This window comes from Providencia sp. PROV156 (assembly GCF_028480905.1).
GTDB lineage: Bacteria > Pseudomonadota > Gammaproteobacteria > Enterobacterales > Enterobacteriaceae > Providencia > Providencia hangzhouensis.
Map to the genome: position 1 here is coordinate 11,700 of NZ_JAMPPE010000034.1, position 20,781 is coordinate 32,480.

Genomic DNA, 20,781 nt, shown 5'->3' on the forward strand with positions numbered 1-20,781 from the left:
ACATAAATGTCGAATTTTCCGAACAATGCGATTTTTATAGTTGACTCTCTATCATGACTCCGCTAATTTTCGCGCTATATAATTATTATTATAACGAATAGATGAAATTAGACTATGGCGATCAATCGTAGGCAGTTCCTTAAATCAAGTGCAGTACTTGCTGCTTTTTACAGTTTGCCGAGCTTCGCACAAACTCGTCCAGCCGTTGAAAAAGCTTTATTTGGTCATCTTCCGACGCCAAAGGATATTCAACGCGTCATCAGCTCTGGCCCCCCTTCTGATCTATTGATGTTCGCATTAGCCCCCGAAAAAATGGTGGGATTTTCCTCAATTTCACTGAAAAAAGGACACAGTGGCCTTTTTGCAGCGCAATGGCTCGAATTACCCGTATATGGTCGTTTAGCAGGTCGAGGCAGTACGCTTTCCTTAGAACAGCTTCTATCCTATAACCCAGATTTAATTATTGATACTGGTAATATTAATGATACCTATCTTTCACAAGCAGAAAAGGTTGCCCAACAAACCCATGTACCTTATTTATTAATGGCTGGAGGGTTAAAAGATGCGCCACAACAGCTTATGCAACTCGGTGAGGTTTTAGGCGTTATCCCACAAGCTCAAAAGTTAGGCCAACTTGCTCAACGCTATATTGATGATGCTGCCTTATTTGCTCATCAAAACCAACAGAAATCACTAAGTTTTTACCTCGCGAGAGGAGCAAAAGGTTTAGAAACCGGCGCTAAAGGCTCAATTCATACTGAAGCCATTGAAATGCTTGGTTTGCGTAATGTAGTTGATATCCCTAACTTCCATGGACTGACAACGGTTTCTATGGAGCAATTATATCAATGGAACCCTGACATCATTATAACGCAATATGACGAAGCCATTGAATTGATCACAAACTCTGCATTATGGAAAGGGCTAGATGCCATTACTAACAACCAGTTACTGGTTTTCAGCGGTATGCCATTTGGCTGGTTAGATGGGCCTCCGGGAGTTAACCGCTTACTCGGCATGAGACGGCTACAGAGCCATTTCGATAAGAGTATTGCCGAAAATATCAAGCATGATATTGCTGAATTTTTTACCCATTTTTACCATTCTCCACTGACTTTAGAGCAGGTTGATTGGCTCATGGAAAAATCATGAATGGTGTATTGAAACAAGGCGGAAAATCCCTTTTATTAATCGTTATTTTATTAATAAGCTTTATTATCGCCTTGATAAGTGGTAAGTACTCACTTACGCTAAATGAGCTTTATCACCTGCTCATTAGTCAGTTACCTTCTCACAGCGAGTTGAGTAATCCGCGGCATGAAACCGTTTTCTGGCAAATACGATTCCCGCGCACATTAGCCGCTATTGTTATTGGTGGAGGACTGGCTATTGCAGGTGCTGCTTATCAGGGAATGTTCCGTAACCCATTGGTTTCACCAGATATTTTAGGGGTTTCAGCGGGTGCTGGCGTGGGGGCTGTTATCGGTATTTTTTTTGGGCAATCATTATTTTACATTCAGCTAAGTGCATTTATTGGTGGCCTAATTACCGTTACTTTAGTGTGCTTTATTGCCCGACTAGCGCGCCAACATGACCCCATTTTATCTTTGGTTCTTGTCGGTGTCGCTATCAGTGCGTTATGTGGTTCAGCAATTTCATTGATGAAAATTCTTGCAGACCCTTACACCCAGTTGCCTTCCATCACTTTTTGGCTCTTAGGCGGGTTATCATCAATTACCCAAGCAGATTTAATGTCAGTATTACCTCTGATGGTTATCGGTATTATTCCGCTATTATTATTGCGCTGGCGCATGAATTTACTCAGCTTATCTGATGAAGAAGCTAAAAGCCTTGGGATCAATGTCAGTTTAACTCGAGCTATCTTTATTATTTGTGCCACACTGCTCACGGCAAGCGCTGTTTCTATTGCTGGAATTATTGGTTGGATAGGCTTGATTGTGCCACATATTACCCGAATGATAGTGGGTGCTAACTTTCGCTATCAGCTCCCTGCATCACTGGCAATTGGAGCTATTTTATTACTCATTACTGATACCTTAGCACGTACTATCGCCGCGATTGAATTACCCATAGGCATTTTAACCTCTGCAATCGGTGCGCCCTTCTTTTTAGCTATTTTATTGCAGACAAGGCGGGTGAGATGAGCATTGTATCTTTGCAAGAGGTCGCAATTGGTTATCATGGCACAGCTATCATTGATGGCATTAATCTTTCATTACCTAAGGGGGAGATTAGCTGCTTATTAGGTGCAAATGGCTGCGGTAAAACCACCTTAATGAAAACTTTACTGGGGTTATTACCTGCAATTAAAGGCGAGATCCTACTCAATAGGCAAGGAATTCAAACTTTTAAACCACGCGAAATAGCCAAAACTGTCGCCTATGTTCCCCAAGCCCATGATACCCCCTTTACTTTCACTGTAGTCGATATGGTCATGATGGGCTTAACTCCCCATATTTCATTATTTTCAGTCCCTAAAGAGACCGAAAAAAATTTAGCATATCAACAACTAAAGCACCTTGGCATTTCACATTTGGCAACACGGCTATACAGCACGCTTAGTGGCGGAGAAAAACAGTTAGTATTGATAGCAAGGGCTTTAATACAAAAACCATTACTTCTAATCATGGATGAGCCTGCCGCTAGCCTTGATTTTGGTAACCAAATTCGCTTGCTTGAGCAAATTGAAAAGCTTAAATCCCATGGTATGACGATATTGATGTCAACCCATCACCCACAACATGCCGCTGCTATCGCTGATAATGTTATTTTGCTCGATAAGCACCACAAAGCGAGGCAAGGGTCATCTAAATGTATGTTAACACTTACTAACTTAGCAGCCCTCTATAATGTGGATAAACACAGCATTCAATCTCACTTTCAGCTTCCATCAACATTTTCTAGTTAAGGTCAGGGATCATGTTAATTAATCAAATCAATTTTGCAAAAATGTATCAGCAACATATGCAACAAGCTCAACGAAGCCGCAAAGAGCCAGAGCATTGGGATAAAAAAGCACAACAAATGGCGCAAACTTGCGCTAATCCCCATGACCCATACTTAGTGCGCTTTCGTGAATTAATGGATTTAGCAGGCGCTGAAACCTTGCTTGATGTGGGCTGTGGCCCAGGTTCAGTTAGCCTTTGCCTTGCTAATGAATTCAAGGAAACGATAGGTATTGATTATAGCCGCGGTATGCTCGAAATGGCTAAACTGCGGGCAAAAGAACTCGCTATTCCACATGCACGCTTTGAACAACTGGCATGGGAAGATGACTGGAGTTCATTACCCAAAGTCGATATTTCAGTGGCGTCACGCTCAACACTCGTTGATGATTTAAAAGCAGCCTTACTGAAGCTTAATCGCCAAACAAAATTGCGGGTATACACGACCCATACCATCAACCCAACATTTATTGATGAAAAAATAATTCGCAAAATAGGCCGCGAAGTGGTTCGTTTACCCACCTATATTTATGCAGTGAATATATTGCATCAAATGGGCATCAATGCGCGCGTTGATTTTATTAAAAGTCCAAATAAAGGTGGATTTGATAGCTTTGACACTTTCGCTGACAGTGTCAATTGGTCCCTTAAAAATATTACACCAGGAGAAACCGCTATCTTACGTCAGTATTATGATGAACAAGCGGCACTAGGCAAAACAATCCCTTATCCATCCAGAGATTGGGCAATGGTCTCTTGGGATGTGGTCGATGAATCGGAACTGACATTATGATTTACGTGCCTGATACATTAATCGACCAACTACTGCTAGATGATATCCAGTACGGCGACCTTACCACCCGTGCGCTCGGCTTGCAGGCTCAAATGGGGGTGATGACCTTTGCATCCAAATTTGGGGGCTGCATCAGTGGGGTCACCATCGCCAGACGTATGTTAGAGAAACTTGGGATCACTTGTGATTGTCACTTTCAAGATGGCCAACAAGTTGCCCCACAAAGCGTTTTAATTCGCGCCACTGGGCCGATTGAAGCCTTGCATCAGGGCTGGAAAGCGGTACAAAACGTACTGGAATGGTGTGGAGGTGTCAGCCACTACACCCAGCAAATGGTAAATATTTTGCATCAATATCAACCGGATGGGCAACTTGCGTGCACGCGAAAAACCATTCCTCATACTAAACCCCTTGCCTTAACTGCGATTTTGGCTGGGGGCGCTATTATTCACCGAGCAGGTAGTGCAGAAAGTATTTTACTGTTCACCAATCATCGCCAATGCCTTGAAAATCCAAATGATTGGGTGAGTCATATTAAAACACTACGCCAAGCCGCCCCTGAAAAAATGATTATTGTTGAGGCGGATGACTATGAACAAGCCATTCTCGCTATCAATGCGCAAGCCGATATTATTCAGCTAGATAAATTGCCCATTGAACAAATTCAGCGGCTACAAGAACTCACCAAGCAACAAAGTCGGCCTTGTCGACTGTCCATTGCAGGTGGAATTAATTTAAAAACAATCGAAGCATTCGCACAAACAGGGGTGCCATTATTGGTTACATCAGCCCCTTACTACGCAGCGCCGCGAGATATTAAAGTACATATTTTTAAGCAGTAACCTAAGTAGTTAGCGTCAAAAAAATCATTTGTAAAAACAGCCTACCTCGTAGGCTGCATTCGCTTGTGGTTAATGACGTATATCGTTATATAAAAAATAACATATCGTTATTCATAAAACTGGAAAGACATAATGAAAATAAAACAAATTACCTATTTGGTTGGGATGGCTTTATTCGCAGCACAGGGACACGCCGCGTCTGACCCTAAAGCAGAAAAAAACACTGACGTGATGTCTGTTTGGAGTACACCATTAGCAGCGGATGCAAATGTCATCACGCAAGAGCAAATGACACAATTGAATAAAACCAACGTTGCACAAGCACTGAGTACAATGCCAGGTGTATCCATTCAAAAATCAGGTAATCGCAACGAAACCCAAGTGAATGTACGTGGATTTGATAGCCGCCAAGTCCCTATCTTTTTTGATGGCATCCCAACTTATGTCCCTTATGATGGCACCCTTGACCTAGGGCGCTTTATGACGAGCGAACTCGCAAGCGTTGAGCTATCAACCGGATATACTTCACTATTACAAGGTCCAAACTTGATGGGGGGAGCGATTAACCTAACCACCGCTACCCCTAAAAAACCTTTTGAGGCCAATATCAGCTTAAACCAAGGTTTCGCTCGTGGCGCAGATAATGCCCACAATATTAGTGCACGCTTAGGTGGCCGCAATGACTTAGGTTTTATTCAAGTCAGTGGTAGCCAATATAAGCAGCGTTTTATGGGGATCCCGAGTTCAGAAAATGATAACCCATTGGCGGGAAATAATGGACGCCGTCCTAACTCTGCAACAGACGATAAACGTATGATGGTGAAAGTGGGCTGGACACCCCGTGAAGCTGACGAGTATGTGGTTACCTATCTAAAGCAAGATGGTGATAAAAACAGCCCGCCGAGTGTAACAAACACCAAACCTCAAATTTGGCAATGGCCAGCTTATGATAAAGAAAGTATTTATTTCAATGGAACAACCCAAATAACCAATGATATCGCGTTACAGAGCCGTCTGTACCACGACACATTTAAGAATACACTCCATCAATATAGGTCTGTTAAAGACTATAAAGACGGTATCTATAACTACAGCCGCTATGATGACTACAGTAATGGGGCTGACATGCGTGTTGACTTCACCGTGCGTGAATTAGATATGCTGTCATTTGCCGCACACTGGAAAGAAGACGTTCACCGCGCACGTGCAAAGAGAGATGTCCCATTCGACCGCTATAAAGATAATACCTATTCTATTGCTACAGAATATCAATGGGTTGCGATAGATAATCTCGATATTATCGCTGGTATTGGCTACGATTGGCGCAAAAGTGCCGACGGCAAACGTTATGATTACAAATCAGGAGATTTTGAAAAATATGATGGTAATAGCCAACATGCATTCAACTGGGAAATGATGGCTCGTTACCATTTAGAAAATGAAGATACCGTACAGTTCTCGGTATCAGAAAGAAGCCGTTTCCCAACACAAAAAGAACGCTATACCAAAGAAAAAATGAAAAGTGATGATACCTTTATCATTAATCCTCATATTGATACAGAACGAGCCCTAACTTACGATTTGACCTATAAAGGTCATATCTCCCCAGTTTGGTCATATACATCAAGTATTTATTACAACCATGTCTCTGATGCGATTATGGCCCATCGTGTTGGTACTAATAAAAATGGGGGATACGTGCTTGAAAACCGCAATAGTGGCAAAGTTGACTACTTTGGGATTGATTTAGGGACTAACGGACAAATCACTGATTGGATGGAAGCTGGTTTAAGCTACGGATATATTCACGCTGATCCTAAGCACTACAGTGTAAAACACGTTGCCGAATTACCTACCCACAAAGCCTTTGCTTGGGTGAAATTCACGCCATACGATCCATTTAGCATTACCATTACCGAAGAAGCAAGAAGTTGGGCATTTAATTATGTTGATGCAGAAAGCAAAGTACGAGGCTATGCTAAAACTGACCTGCGCTTAGATTATGATTTTGGCCAAGGTATTTCTGTTAACACCTCAGTGAACAACTTATTTGATAAATCCTATGAATACACTAATGGTTATATTGAAGAAGGCCGTAACTATTGGTTAGGTATTGAATATAAATATTAATCCTTAATATATTAGGCGAAGATTAATTTCTTCGCCTAATAAAGTGTAAACTTTACAAAATTAACTTCTGTCTCTCATAAAATAACAAAGGCATTAATTTAAGTGCAAATACCTAGGATTATTCCCACAAAAGAACATCCATAGGTAAGAATGGATTTATTTAGATCAATATATTTTTTTAACAACAAATATGTAGGCAATATGAATTAAATCACCTAAAAATTATTTTAATACAGTTTTTAAACCCAACCAAAGTATCAATTCAATAAATTTGCTAATTAATTACAAAAAAGCTCATCGCATAAAACTTGCAGTAAATTGAATCCCTATTTAAACTATAACAACAAGAAGTTAAATAATAATATTTATTCAGCCTATTTATTAAAATTGGCTGTTATTACTTTTAGATTTTCTATTCGTTATTTTAATTAGAGAGCAGACGGCATCTATGAACGAGTCACATGACTACACTATTGACGAAAAATATATTTTCGAAAAAAACACAAGCTTAATATACTCAAAAGATGATAAAAATCAATTTATTGAATTATCTAAACCTGCTGCTAGATTATTCGATGAGATTATCTCATTAAATTTAAAAAAAGGACTCGCAACACGAGATGAACTTTTAACGAATGTATGGGAAGAATATGGCCTTGTCGGTTCTAATAATAATTTAAATACTTACATTAGTGAAATAAGAAAAAAATTAGAGCAGGTCGGTATTGATCCTAAGTGTATTGTTACAGTACCCAAAAAAGGGTTTCGTCTTGATAGTCATATCGTTATACACGTAAAATCTGACGAACAAAATAATGAAGTTAATCCCCTTCATATAAGTAAGCATAGCTATATAGAAAATTCAGAGTTATCTCAAAAACTCCCTGATAACACAGTATCAGAAAACTTATCACTTGATGAAAATACCAATAACTCGGAATTATTAACTGGAGAAGACGATAATAGCAATATCAATACGACACTCGCGATTAAAAATAAAAACAAAAAAACATTAAACAAAAAAACTTTAAAAATATTGCTATTAGCTATTTCAACAATAGCGATATGCTATTTAATTAATTTATTTTTTTGGTATTATATGGCTAAGGAAAATCCAACAAGTGACTACCTGTCAGTCAGTTCACGTGAAAAATGTATCATACAAGCACCGGTTAATATGCTAGCTAAAGTTTCTAGCGATAATATCAATCTAATACATAGCAAGCTGGATAAATATAATATTCGATGTGATGAACCCAAAAGAATCATTCTTTTGTCAGACTTAAATCAAGCTTATTCCATTGATAAAAATATATCTCTCAGCATTTGTAGCAGCATTAACATTAAACATGATTGCATATCGATTAATGATCAGAGAATTTGAATGAAAAAATATATTGCCGTATCGTTATTTTTAATCGCAACCGCATCAACCGCATCCTTTGTTATCAATAAAAATAATCACAATGTTCAAATCTGCCATTCTGAAATATTATGGATTAAAGATAATAATACACAGAATGGGTTGAGCTTGAAATCAAAGATTAATTTACAAATTTCAACAAAAAATTATGGTCGCATGAATATGTATGGCTACTTAAAAGATGATAAAAAAATCTACCGGCTTAATAGAGCAATTTATTTTAATTACTTAGCGATTGACCACAATGGTAATTATGTTGTTACCTTTAAATCTTCATCAGTAACCAATTCAGATAATATACCTGAGAAGCTATTTTCTAATTTCATTCAATTAGAAAAAGATAAAATCAAGTACTATATTAATATAACTAAAATGAGTGATAATCTTTATATTATCAAAGATGAATCTTCTTCTGCTTTTACATGCCAACTCCAATAAAAAAAAGCCTACCAACAATTACGCTTAAGTAGGCAAAACCGTCAACATGGGAAACAAGTAATTTCAAATTCAATTCTTAAAAAATAAGTAAAATCAGAAAGATAATCTATTGAAGACCAAACATTGCAACTTGTGAAACACCATTTTGATCAATCATCCCACGAAACATACCTTTAGTATTAAATTGCATAACAAAATTGCCCTTATTATCTACAGCGATAATACCTCCAGTGCCTCCCATATCTTTCACTGAATTCAAAGTATTCATTGTGGCTTCAGCCAATGGCGTATTGCCGTATTTTATTTGAGCAACAACATCATAAGCAGCAACACCTCGGATAAAGACCTCACCTAAACCAGTTGTAGAAATTGCAACTGTATTATTATCCGCATATGTTCCAGCTCCAATAATGGGTGAATCACCAATTCGGCCATAATGTTTATTAGTACTGCCACCTGTAGAGGTTGCTGCGGCAACATTTCCGCGGCTATCAACGGCAACAGCACCCACAGTGCCATACTTATAATCAAACATTAGCGGGTCTATAAATAGCGAGGCGTTAATTCCCTTTTCTTGATCGAGTTTCCGGCTGATCTCTTTCACTTTCTTTAATTGTTCGCTGCGTTTTTCAGTAATAAAATAGGATTCATCAACAATATCTAACCCTTCTGATTTCGCAAATTGTTCAGCTCCGGTTCCTCCCATCATCACATAAGGGGTTTTAGTCATCACTTTATAGGCGGCCATGATAGGGTTTTTTACATTCGATACACCCGCTACGGCGCCAGCTTTGCGATCGCGACCATCCATGATAGAAGCATCTAATTCCACTTTATTATCTGTAGTTAAAGAAGCCCCTTTACCTGCGTTATATAGCGGAGAGTCTTCCATTACGATCACAGCCGCTTGAACGGCATCTATACTATCGCCACCTTGAGCTAAAATGGAATATCCTGCCTGTAATGCTTCCTTTAATTTCTCTTCATGCCCTTTTTGTAATTCAAGAGTGAGTAAACGTTCTGTAATATCCCCTGCTCCGCCATGGATGACAAGACGAAAGTTAGTATCGGATTTTGAAAAGGCTAGAGATGAGAAAAAAAACAAAAAATAAAGAATAAAAAATAAAAAGGTAGATAGTTTTTCTTTCTCGTAATCCTTCAGTTTATACATTATATCTTGCATTTGAATCTCTCAGTAATACATAGGATTACATTATTAAACAAATCAAGTTACTCCTAGCCCTAAATACTATAACATTACCTGTAAATTACAGTGTTGATGTATTTTTAGGCAATTCTAATACTAATTCATCCAACACACTCCATGTAATCGTATTTACATCACGGATTTTGCTATCTGAAATGAATATTTGCTCTGATAGTGGCTTAATTGGCTTAAATAATTCTTTGTAATCAACGGATACTCCATTAACAGCCAAACTTTCAAAGGACATATAAATTGGTGAATTATTTTTAACTATAATATTATTTCCTTCTCGCCTAAAGGATATCTTTTTTTGCTCATTTTCTATGGTTAAATTAGCAAATTGCTTAGGCCTATAATAAACTTTAAAGTGAAGGACTTGAATAGTATTGACATCAATACTACTATTATTTTCTCGCATGTTTTTGTCTAATGGAGGGATAGCTCTATATTTTACAATATAAACCGTTTCCCTATCTTTCGCTAATTTATCATTATCACCAATAAACATAACTCGCCAAGTATAAGAGTTGCCAGCTTCCAGCTTATGAAGTGGAGGAGTGACCATAAAAGGAATATTTATATTATTTTCTTTTATATCAAGACCACTACCTTCATCTAATAATTCAACAGATGATTGCATTAAATAAGGTGTTTTATCTGTATCATTCAAAATTCTAAATGACACACTTTTCTCACCTTCAATAAATGTTGTTCTTTGGTAGGGAAAAACTAATGTTCTATTCTCCCCCCAAGAGACGCTTATAAAACTAAAAAATAAAGATAAAAATAATGGAACTAACCCTAGTGAACGGAAAAACATTTTATCACCCAATTTTCTTAATAAAATAATTCCACTGATATTGCTAAACTTTAGTATATATAGATACTTCAACACGTGCTCTATACTTTCCTATCTCTGTATTCGGATTTAAGCAAATAGCCCACTTAATATTTAGATCTTGAACTACATTAGAAACAGAGTTTAACCCTAATAAGGTTTCTTCTTGGTTAGCAAAATTCAATAAGCCCGCTTTTCCTTCGTCCTTACAAGTTAAGCTTCCGCTACTACCAGCTGCATATGGTAATGCTAACAGATATGGCGTATTAGAGGTTATGTTTCCACCAGTTCGGTCGAACCATAACTTATGTTGGTTAGCTGAATCCACAGTTCCTTCACGAGCGATCGCAGAAATGTAAATTGGTTTATTATCTGCTGTACATTTATATTTAAAACTGGATTGTCTGAAAAACTCAGTTTCTCTACCAGCAATAATAGTAAAATTGTCTTGGCTAACATCAGAAATACTACAAACCCTTACAACGTTCAAGCTAGTTGAAATTTGTAATGTACTAACACCATCTTGATCATTATCTTGACCATAAGAGCCAACATATAATGGAATTCCACTATATGAGTAACGGCCAGGTTGTATAGGCACAGGTGCATACATTTGCATTGGACCTGCTATATATACACTAACATTCCTTTTTGAATTATAACCACCAGGAGCTCTTGTCCCATCCGGTGGTGTGTAACAAAGCTTCCACTGACGGTTGCCTTTAGTACTTCTATCCACCAAATTAGGTACATCTTCGAATACTACACCACTATAGCTTTCTTTAACGAATCCTGATGAACCTATATTGTTATTTCCTGAAAGTTTTACAGAAAAACCTAAACTAGGAACAATATAGGCATAAGCGCCGCTAGCATGAGTAAGTTTTATTCCAACTTTATTGACTCCAGGAACTTTCTGCAGGGCTGCAGTTGCATTCGGCCCCCCTTCCACAATAGGCTCATCAACACAAGATGTACTGCGAGGTGAAATAGAAAAAATCGCAAAATCCGGTGATGTCCACGCTTGAGTTTTGGACCCATAAATATAGTTATAGGTTGTAGAAGTTCGACCAGACAGCCTACCTTCGACTAAGTAGGGATCCGTTGCTGCCTTCGGGTGCTCTAAGTCAATAATACCTTCTAATGTTAATGTCATTGTACCGCCGTTCTGAGCTGCTATCATCGATTTCATTGGAAAGAATGAAATCAGTGATATCAACAATATTAACGGTGAATTAATTGACTTATTTTTAATAAAAAATTTCATAGCCCCTCTTAAAATTTTAATAAGGTAAGAGTCCGGTATAACAAATTATTGGCAATTAATAGAGATAGTACGGATTGCCTGTCCTTTACTTATATTAATGCTGCCTAAGTTAGAGAATGACGCTAAACATTGTTGGTTGCTATTTGCACCCCAACGAATTTGCAATTTACCAGAATCAGGTAACCCACTCATAAATAACTGATTATTATCGCCAACAATACCTGTATTTTCTTCGGTTGCATTTTCTTCAATTAACGATGCTACAGCCCCAAACGGCAGCACAGTACCATTCGACATTTTTAAGTTGATAACAGCTTGATATCCAACTTTAGTATCAAATTTAACTTTAACAATTGCCCCTGCTGCGGGATAAACCGTTTTACTGGTTTCTCTAAGAAGAACATCATTAGGTAGTGTGTTGACATCCATATTTATAACATTTGCGTTATAAGGAGATATATAAGGATACAATGCATAACCTCGATTATTAACCTCTACATCTTGGTTACTTACCTTAGTACCAGCTGCACCTTCAGCTTCAATGATCGCCATACTATCCCCCATAGTACGCCCGAATAGAACACCACCCGAATGTAATAATAGGCCGCCATTGACACTTGCGTTCATTGATTGACTATTCTTAGAATAGCTATATGCAGAGGAAATATTACCCGAGGAACCTGAATAACCAGCACTTAAAGAACCACTATTCCCGACGCCTTTATTCCCATACCCTTGCGTAATACCATAATAAATTTTATTATCTAACAAGTTACCTGAAATTCCTGCTTGCTGATCAATATAGCCGTCATTATTCTGGCTAAATGAATAAGTACTATATATATCCTTCGCTAACACATTGTTAGTAAATATGCTGAACGGTATGCTGACATTTACTGATACCATTCTATTTTCAGGCCAAGATGTATTATCTTTTATCCTATCTATGCTGTATGTAATACCATAGTTTATTTTGTTATAAGTTCCGTTATATCCCATCACCATCTGACGAACTTCACGGTTGATTTCCCAGTAATCAGAGATGCTTCCTGATAAGAAAACACTACCATATTCTCCCAATCTTTGCGTTATAGAAGTGGTAAAACTCGCTCTCTGACGTTGGTTAATCCAAGGCGCAACCCCATCCTTCAACTTATAGTCATAGTTATTGAAATCAGCAAAACTAAAATAAGATCGAGTAGAATAGCGTAAAGCTGTTAAATCGATAGAAGTCCCTGTCGACATCATACTTTTCGAATAACGAACACGGTATGATTGTCCAGCGCGGTCTCCTAAATCGCCATCCATATTAGCCGTAGCATGGGTAATATCCATAGATAAAGCACCAAAAGTGCCTAGTGATACACCTAAGCCAGCTACTGCTGAAAAATAATTATCCGCAAATAATAGGCCACCATATAATGTACTATTTGTAGGCAGGCCATAAATTAAAGATCCTAAAAAGAAATCAGATCGTTTAGAATCAACGGTATACCCACCATCATAGCGACCAACACTGGTCTCATACTTATAGCCACCAGGTCTAAGCATCACAGGTAATGAGGAATACGCAACTGTGAAGGTTTTCTCAGTTCCATCTTCTTCCTTGACCGTAACATCTAAGTTACCCGCGTTACCTGAAGAATATATATCTTTAATTCTAAAGGCTCCAGGTGACACATATGTTTGATAAACAACATAGCCATTTTGTCTAATAGTAACCTGCGCATTAGACTGAGCAATACCTGCAACTTCAGGAGCAAAGCCTCGTTGGCTATTAGGAAGCATTGCCTCATCACTTGATATTTTAATTCCTTTGAATGGAATAGAATCAAAAACATCACTACCTGTAGATATTTCACCAACCATCATTGTAGATTTAATGGAGTGAAGGGCTCTCATTATATATGTATTAGTAAAGTCAGTAGATGATTCAGTATCGCCATTACTCTTAGAATAAGAGTAACTCATATTGGATCTCAGTCTCCAAGGACCTAAATTTAAGCCACTATTCAATGTTCCAAATAAACTATCACTTTTATTTGTTCCAGACGATGAATCTGTTTTATTTTTATTACCACTAATGAAGTAATTCAAAAATAATGCAGAAACACCAGTATCTAACATTGATGGATCAATATATCCTTGAACTTTATTGTCCATGTATATTTGAGGGACAGTGACTATTAATTTTAACTTACTAACATCAACTCTTACTGTTGCGTCTTTAATGTAGTCATTAAGTGATAATATTTTAACATCAGGAGATAAATTATTAAGCCCAGGCAGTGCTTTTACATTAACCCCCCAATTTTCCAAGGTTGTCTTATCAAATTCAGGTACAACAAGACCTTTTGAGTTTGCAACAAAATTAACATCTTGTTCGGATAGTATGTTTCTATTTATTTCGATCTGTAAGCGATAAACACCTGCCGGAATAGTATTGGATGAATTAAATTGAGATAAATCTAACTGGCTAGCATCAATTCCTAGCTGACTTTCAAGCATGCTCGGATCAAAATAATCGTCACCATATGAATACAGAGATAAGCTTATCAATGAAGATAGCAAACCAAGTTTTAATATTTTGTTTTCCATTCCTCTAGCCTTATATTATCTTTACATTCAAAATATGCAAGCGCTGAAAAATCATTATATGTTATTTAATAAATATAAAAGAAATTTCAATTAATTCTAAACACTTCAGTTCCAGCACCATTATCATCAAGAAAACGCCAACTTGCTACATTTATACTTTCATTAGTATTTTCTAATTTATAATAACTAAATGGTGAAACTAAAATGGAATCATTATAGTTCTTACCATTCATATTAAAATCAACAATTGTCATATAATAAGGGGTTGGATTATGAAATTGCCACCTTCCATCCTTATTTTTTAACTTTACCTGTTCAAAATTATTCTTATTTGGCTCAGGTATACCATTAGGCCGATAATATAATTTAATAATTATAGCTGTTACAAAAACCATTTCAGGCGTATCCCCTTTCTCTAAGTTTTTGCTAGTCGGTGGAATACCCCTTGCTTTCAAATAGAATCCTGACTCTCTATCTTTAGGTAGCTTAGAAACATTATCAGGATATATCCTAACCGCATGTTCTGTTTTACTTTTAATTTTGAATAAAGGAGGGCTAATTATAAAACTATCAGCATTCTTCTCATCCTTTATATCTAATAATAACATTTGAATTAATAAAGGGCTTTCACCCTCATTACGGATACTAACAACCTTATTCTTATCTGAATCTGTGAAAATAACTCTACTTTGGCCTAAAGATAATCCTCCAGCATGAAGGGTAAAGTGCCAAGCTAGTATTATTGTTAATATCAACCGTATCATCACATTTACCTATTTAATCTGCATAATATGACAATGTTAGTGTTGCTTTAAATGCCCCAATATTTTGATCTATCGAGCAATCAGCAACTTGGTTCTTACACATGACATAAGCATAAAATGTTTTAGTTACATTTTGAGTTTTAATATTCGACCATAAAACATTATTAGTTTCTGTAATAAAATCTGCAGATGATTGATTTGCATTATCATTTGCAGAGATTCTTACAGCAAACGTTTTTCCTGGATTATCTAAAAAACCATCATTTATTGTGTAGTTGCCAGTTAATTTAATATAATTATTATCAAAGCTATTAGTTTTACAGTTACTGATTACAACATCAAAAGCTTTCTTAATCTTTCCACTAGATGCATCCACCCCAAACTTAGATAAAGGCACATTTCCAAAATCAACAATATTCTTTTTACCACTATCACTAGTGACAGCAATATCACAGGTATTTTTAGGCACAGTTAAATCAAACGTAAAATCGTGTGTACCTGGTACTAAAGCTGTTGAAGAATAAGAAAAAAACATCACGTAAAAGGCCAATGTAACTCTACAACATATTTTATTTAGAGGCTTCACAGTTAATACCACCTATTAATTCTTATGGTTGAAGTAATACTATATCAACAGAGGCAACTAGTTCTCCAGGTATTGGCTGAGTAGTTCCAAGCTGGACAACATTTACTTCAAAATGATTCTCTAATTGGCTATTAGCTGTAACATCAAAACTAATTTCACCGCCAGCATTGAGGTTTACGACTTTACAATTGAGCTTATTCTCATCACAGTTTTTTAAAACAAACGCAGCTCCAGTAATATTATTAGTTGGATATATTTTATTACTATTATCAACTAAAGTTCCTATCCCAGGCGTTATTTTTATTTTAAATGGTGCTGGACCATCAGATAGATTAAAATCAGTGCAACTATATTTTAAAGAAAAGGGTTTCACATAGGTTTCATCGTCAACATTCGGTTTAATTTGAGGTGTTAATAATGGTTTATCAAATTTAACCGTCATCGATTCATATGATACTTCACACGTTCCTTTAGATACATTGCCGATAACTTCAATATCTAAAGCTGAAGCTCTTCCAATAAAGAAACACATGCCTATTACAATATAAATAGCACTTAAAATAGATGCCTTTATTTTGTTACTAATTGATTTTTCCACTAAAAGACTCCTCGCCACCTAAGTCATTAATAACTGTCCATTTAACTATACCATTACGGCCATTTGCCGGAGTTATATAACTGAAAGAGTCAAAAGGAGAAATCATTGTATTACGCTTTTTCATATTTAAATCAATTTTAACACCATTAACACTGAGCTTATTTAAAGAAATATAGTATGGTGAATTATTATTAATAATAATACCTGTACTACTAGAGCTTACCTCTAAGTTTTTATATGCGTCATATGGTGAGATAGATAATTTTGAAGGTCGGTAAAAAACCTTAATAATATTATTATAACCAATATTCATTGCAGATCCTTCTAAAGGACCATCAGTAGCAGGTATCATAGTAGCAGAGAAATAAAAAACACTCTCTCTATCTGTTGGTAATGAATTCGGTTGAGCAAAAATCCTAATATCTTGCGTTGCCCCTGAGTTGATTTTAATTAATGGAGGTGTAACTGAAAAAGGCGTTTTTGATGCTGAACCATCATTATTCATGCTTACCGAAAATTTTGCTAAATAATTAATATTTGTATTATTTCGAGCACCAACCGATACACTACTTTCACCCTGGACATATATTATTCGGGTCGCATTTAAACCAACACCGCCTGCTGCATAAACGTTAGTAGTAGTAATTAATGAAAACAGTAGAATTAAAGCTCTATAACAATCATTAACCACTTTTTTTCTTAAAAACGATTCTTTTGCTTTCATTACTTAATCCAATCATTAAAAACAATATTAAGAGGCTTTTTAATTAAAAAGCCTCTTTACTCGTATTAACTAATATTATTAGTTATAAGATACAGTAAATGTTACTGGTACGGATAATTTATCAGTAGGTACACCAGTTTTGGTAAGAATCAGATTAGCTTTCATAGGAATGACAGCACCACCATCTTTAGCAACTTTAGGGTCGATAACCACTACTGCATCTGCGTTAGGAGTAATATTAACTGCACCAGAAGCTAATTTAACTGCTAAAGCTTTAGATTCTTGGTTAGCAAACAGTGCTGGGAAACCAGCTGCTGCTTGACCTTGAGCGAATACGTTCATTGAAGTATCAGCTGCGTCAGCAGAACAGTTAGACAGAACTAAATCAAAAGATTTTTCATCACCTAAAACTGCATTTGGTGCTAAAGCATCAGTTACATCTTTAGTGAAAGTTCCCCAGTCAACAACAGAACCTGTAGTAGTTGAAGACACATCACAAGATTGAGCACGTAATTGGGCTTTGAATGTTACTTCCGCACCTTTCTTACCATCTGCAGCTAATGCAGAACCTGCTACCATAGAACCTGCTAATACTGCTAAAACCGCTAATTTTTTGTTGAATAACATATGTAAATACCTCTGTATTTATGTCGTCATGTAAGTAGTTAAAGACACAATTTTTATTAAAAACCAAGTTCACAATAATTGTTTACAAATACCTATGCCATTTTCATGAGCCTGGATAACTAACTGTCAACCTATTTAATTAAGTCAACATTGGGGGATATTAAAATCCGTTCAATACCCTTTTTTAAAACCAAATTATTGAACTGGTTTTAAAAAAAGACTATTTCTGTATCGCCGAAAATGAGAGACCAACATCAATATAGAAATAGTAAAATGGACAAAAATAAAATATATGAAAGTTTAATCAGCTATTATTGCAACTTGAATTCTGTATGAATAAAACCTAATTGTCTTTAAAAGCATTCCACACTTTTAATTCATCTCAAATTCACATTAGCTATTCCCGTTTGAAACAAAACGAAACAAACAAAAACATTATGCTGAACTTTTAAATACCTTGTTTCTTTCTGATACCAATATTAATACAGCAATATTAATTGTCAAAATAACACAAAAATAGACCTAAATTTAGCTTTTTAGTCTAAGATAATTATATAAATAGATATAAATACCAAAAAATGAAGAAATACTATAACTAATGATCGTCATTTAGATTAATTTATATTTATAAAGTCAACTTACTTATAAATATTTCAGGTAGTATTTAGTTATGTAAAAATCACACATTTTATTTAATTCTAAAAATCTAATAAAAGTGATATTAAAAACTATAAATACATGCATTGAAAATATTGAAATGAAAAAACAACTTAGTATACGATTCATTACACCATTACAACAGATAAGCGTAAGATAAGTCTTAATTGAAATTTACACTAAATGGCAATCTAAAACCTTACGTTTTGTGTGTTTTTTGTTAAACAACATCGAGTTTTTTGTTTAAGAAAAACAAAGAGGATAGGCTGGTTTTGAGTATTCTAATTATCTGTTTTTCCAGATAATCGTTTGCTTATATTTCCCTTTAAATAGAAAGAATATAAATATAAAACAATGTATCCCCGCGCATTCCTGATCTCAAAAATATGATAAGCTTATTAGCAGTAATTGTTTGCATTTTCGAATATTGAGGCCGATTAGATGAAAAGAATGAATGAAGAAAAAATCCTTGCAATGGCCGAGAATATTTGCCAATCAAGAGGCGTCAGGTTGACACCACAAAGAGAAACAGTATTACGCCTGATAGCACAGCAGCATGGCGCAATCAGTGCTTATGATTTACTTGACTTGCTACGTGAAATTGAACCTCAAGCTAAACCACCTACAGTTTATCGTGGCCTTGAGTTTTTAATGGAGCAAGGTTTTATCCATAAAATTGAATCAACGAACAGTTATGTCGTCTGTCACCATTTTGATAACCCGAGCCATATCTCTGTTATGTTAATTTGTGACCAGTGTGGAAGCGTAACGGAAAGTGATTGCACAACAATAGAAGCTGCAATCATTAATTTAGCAGATGAACACCAATTCCGCTTAAGACATACAGTGGTGGAAAACCACGGCTTATGTAAAAATTGTGACGAAGTGAATAGCTGCCAAGATCACGAACATTGTCATCATAACCATGAAGAACCTATATCCCAGAAGAAAAAATAAAAGACGGTATTGCTAAATAGTTTGATGAAATGCAAAGAGAAAATAGAGAAGAGAAAAAATATAAGAAAGGAAACAAAACAGGCAGACCTCAGAATAACACCATGAAATCTGCCTGCAATAATCATCCCGACTATAACCTGCTATTACAGCTAGCTACTAACAGAAATTAATACCAATCACTATTACGGATAACCCCAACAGCCAAACCTTCAATAGTGAAATTTTGCTGACGTAAGTCAACAATAATAGGTTCGAATTCTGGGTTTTCTGCTATTAATTCAACACGGTTACCCTGTTGCTTAAAACGTTTAACAGTAACTTCATCTTCGATACGAGCAACAACCACTTGCCCGTTATGGACATTCTGCGTTTTATGCACAGCTAATAAATCACCATCCATAATGCCAATATCTTTCATGGACATCCCATTCACACGCAACAAAAAATCTGCGTGTGGTTTAAATAGCTCAGGGTCAACTTGATAGTGACTTTCAATATGTTCCTGCGCTAATAATGGTTCGCCAGCGGCAACACGTCCAATCAGAGGTAACCCCTGGTCTTCTGTTTCTTCTTCAAGAAGCAGACGAATACCTCGGGATGCGCCTGAAACGATTTCAATAACCCCTTTGCGCGCTAAGGCCTTTAAATGTTCTTCTGCCGCATTAGGCGAACGAAAACCAAGGCTTGCTGCTATCTCAGCACGTGTAGGAGGCATACCCGTCTGCGAAATGTGATCGCGCACCAGATCGTAAACCTGCTGTTGTCGAGCCGTCAGTGCTTTCATTCCGTTCCCCTGTTTGTTTATACAGTCAAACTGTGAGTATATACAGGTAAATGAAGATTTGGAACAGTTAAATCGCTCAATTTAAGCATTTGTTATCGATTTACTTTCTTTTTACCCTATTAAGCACCCGAACGCCTTAGCCAGAGAAATAACGCTGCCATAATACCAGTGCCCAAATAAATAGCGCTAAGCCGATACTCACAAATACCGCAGCGGAACCAATATCTTTAGCTCTTCCTGACAGTTCATGATACTCACTACCAATACGGTCAACTACGGCTTCTATCGCACTATTCAATAATTCGACTATTGCCACGAGGACAACTGAACTCACTAACAAAATTCTATCTATATAGCTGATATCTAAATAAAATGCGATAAAAATTGCGATAATCGCAGCAACAGATTCCTGCCTAAATGCGGCTTCATTAACCCAAGCTGCCTTCAAACCTTTAAGGGAATATCCCGCCGCTTTGATCACTCGCGTGAACCCCTTAACTTGACTCGCCATATTTATTCCTTAAAAAATGCAAACAATAATCGATTTTTACGGTCAAAGTGAATTGTCAGTAACAGATCTAA

General features: G+C 36.5%; 20 protein-coding genes. 9 read left to right on the top strand and 11 right to left on the bottom strand.

Features of this window, described 5'->3' with window-relative positions:
- Nucleotides 1–114 precede the first annotated feature (114 nt).
- The 8 genes from PSF31_RS19200 (at nucleotide 115) to PSF31_RS19235 (ending at nucleotide 8,592) form a co-directional block, all read left to right on the top strand.
- Entirely contained in the window at nucleotides 115–1,152 is a 1,038-nt protein-coding gene (locus PSF31_RS19200) for an ABC transporter substrate-binding protein (RefSeq protein ID WP_004261244.1), read from the top strand.
- Nucleotides 1,149–2,165 (top strand): FecCD family ABC transporter permease, encoded by a 1,017-nt coding sequence (locus tag PSF31_RS19205; protein ID WP_164561243.1) that lies wholly within the window; start codon nucleotides 1,149–1,151, stop codon nucleotides 2,163–2,165. Before PSF31_RS19200 ends, PSF31_RS19205 begins: the two co-directional genes overlap by 4 nt.
- Nucleotides 2,162–2,929 carry an ABC transporter ATP-binding protein gene (locus PSF31_RS19210; RefSeq protein WP_096865052.1) on the top strand — a complete coding sequence of 256 codons (768 nt, stop codon included), beginning with the start codon at nucleotides 2,162–2,164 and terminating at the stop codon, nucleotides 2,927–2,929. Before PSF31_RS19205 ends, PSF31_RS19210 begins: the two co-directional genes overlap by 4 nt.
- Nucleotides 2,930–2,940: 11 nt before the next feature.
- On the top strand, nucleotides 2,941–3,759 hold the full coding sequence (locus PSF31_RS19215) for a class I SAM-dependent methyltransferase (protein WP_096865053.1): 819 nt from the start codon (nucleotides 2,941–2,943) through the stop codon (nucleotides 3,757–3,759).
- Nucleotides 3,756–4,601, top strand: coding sequence for a ModD protein (gene modD / locus PSF31_RS19220; protein ID WP_096865054.1), 846 nt, complete (start codon nucleotides 3,756–3,758; stop codon nucleotides 4,599–4,601). The genes PSF31_RS19215 and modD overlap by 4 nt, the downstream gene beginning before the upstream one ends.
- Nucleotides 4,602–4,733: 132 nt before the next feature.
- Entirely contained in the window at nucleotides 4,734–6,731 is a 1,998-nt protein-coding gene (locus tag PSF31_RS19225) for a TonB-dependent receptor plug domain-containing protein (RefSeq protein WP_096865055.1), read from the top strand.
- 448 nt (nucleotides 6,732–7,179) lie between these two features.
- Nucleotides 7,180–8,115, top strand: coding sequence for a winged helix-turn-helix domain-containing protein (locus PSF31_RS19230; RefSeq protein ID WP_096865056.1), 936 nt, complete (start codon nucleotides 7,180–7,182; stop codon nucleotides 8,113–8,115).
- Nucleotides 8,116–8,592, top strand: coding sequence for a FidL-like protein (locus PSF31_RS19235; RefSeq protein WP_094962853.1), 477 nt, complete (start codon nucleotides 8,116–8,118; stop codon nucleotides 8,590–8,592). It abuts the gene before it with no gap.
- A 106-nt stretch (nucleotides 8,593–8,698) separates the two neighbouring features.
- Here PSF31_RS19235 and PSF31_RS19240 read toward each other — a convergent pair whose 3' ends face one another.
- The 9 genes from PSF31_RS19240 to PSF31_RS19280 form a co-directional block, all read right to left on the bottom strand.
- Nucleotides 8,699–9,775 carry an isoaspartyl peptidase/L-asparaginase family protein gene (locus PSF31_RS19240; protein WP_176489332.1) on the bottom strand — a complete coding sequence of 359 codons (1,077 nt, stop codon included), beginning with the start codon at nucleotides 9,773–9,775 and terminating at the stop codon, nucleotides 8,699–8,701.
- Between the two features lie 85 nt (nucleotides 9,776–9,860).
- Complete coding sequence (locus PSF31_RS19245) at nucleotides 9,861–10,619, bottom strand: fimbrial biogenesis chaperone (RefSeq protein WP_096865073.1); 759 nt, start codon at nucleotides 10,617–10,619, stop codon at nucleotides 9,861–9,863.
- A 43-nt stretch (nucleotides 10,620–10,662) separates the two neighbouring features.
- Nucleotides 10,663–11,904 carry a hypothetical protein gene (locus PSF31_RS19250; RefSeq protein WP_094962855.1) on the bottom strand — a complete coding sequence of 414 codons (1,242 nt, stop codon included), beginning with the start codon at nucleotides 11,902–11,904 and terminating at the stop codon, nucleotides 10,663–10,665.
- Nucleotides 11,905–11,949: 45 nt separating this feature from the next.
- Nucleotides 11,950–14,502 carry a fimbria/pilus outer membrane usher protein gene (locus tag PSF31_RS19255; RefSeq protein WP_096865058.1) on the bottom strand — a complete coding sequence of 851 codons (2,553 nt, stop codon included), beginning with the start codon at nucleotides 14,500–14,502 and terminating at the stop codon, nucleotides 11,950–11,952.
- 86 nt (nucleotides 14,503–14,588) lie between these two features.
- On the bottom strand, nucleotides 14,589–15,266 hold the full coding sequence (locus tag PSF31_RS19260) for a fimbrial biogenesis chaperone (RefSeq protein ID WP_096865059.1): 678 nt from the start codon (nucleotides 15,264–15,266) through the stop codon (nucleotides 14,589–14,591).
- A gap of 13 nt (nucleotides 15,267–15,279) precedes the next feature.
- A complete protein-coding gene (locus PSF31_RS19265; protein WP_232062920.1) occupies nucleotides 15,280–15,852 on the bottom strand; it encodes a fimbrial protein in 573 nt (190 codons plus the stop codon).
- Nucleotides 15,853–15,874: 22 nt separating this feature from the next.
- A complete protein-coding gene (locus PSF31_RS19270) occupies nucleotides 15,875–16,450 on the bottom strand; it encodes a fimbrial protein (RefSeq protein WP_096865061.1) in 576 nt (191 codons plus the stop codon).
- Nucleotides 16,434–17,174: a fimbrial biogenesis chaperone gene (locus tag PSF31_RS19275; protein ID WP_096865062.1), complete on the bottom strand. Its 741-nt coding sequence runs from the start codon at nucleotides 17,172–17,174 to the stop codon at nucleotides 16,434–16,436. The genes PSF31_RS19270 and PSF31_RS19275 overlap by 17 nt, the downstream gene beginning before the upstream one ends.
- A gap of 78 nt (nucleotides 17,175–17,252) precedes the next feature.
- Complete coding sequence (locus PSF31_RS19280; protein ID WP_231136088.1) at nucleotides 17,253–17,753, bottom strand: fimbrial protein; 501 nt, start codon at nucleotides 17,751–17,753, stop codon at nucleotides 17,253–17,255.
- 1,146 nt (nucleotides 17,754–18,899) lie between these two features.
- Between PSF31_RS19280 and zur the strand changes: the two genes are divergently transcribed.
- The gene (zur, locus tag PSF31_RS19285; protein ID WP_096865063.1) at nucleotides 18,900–19,415 is read left to right on the top strand and encodes a zinc uptake transcriptional repressor Zur; all 516 of its coding nucleotides are present in this window, start codon (nucleotides 18,900–18,902) and stop codon (nucleotides 19,413–19,415) included.
- 166 nt (nucleotides 19,416–19,581) lie between these two features.
- Here the strand turns inward: zur and lexA are convergent, their stop codons facing one another.
- Nucleotides 19,582–20,199 (bottom strand): transcriptional repressor LexA, encoded by a 618-nt coding sequence (lexA, locus tag PSF31_RS19290; protein WP_004261314.1) that lies wholly within the window; start codon nucleotides 20,197–20,199, stop codon nucleotides 19,582–19,584.
- A 136-nt stretch (nucleotides 20,200–20,335) separates the two neighbouring features.
- Nucleotides 20,336–20,710: a diacylglycerol kinase gene (locus PSF31_RS19295; RefSeq protein ID WP_004261317.1), complete on the bottom strand. Its 375-nt coding sequence runs from the start codon at nucleotides 20,708–20,710 to the stop codon at nucleotides 20,336–20,338.
- Between the last annotated feature and the right edge of the window lie 71 nt (nucleotides 20,711–20,781).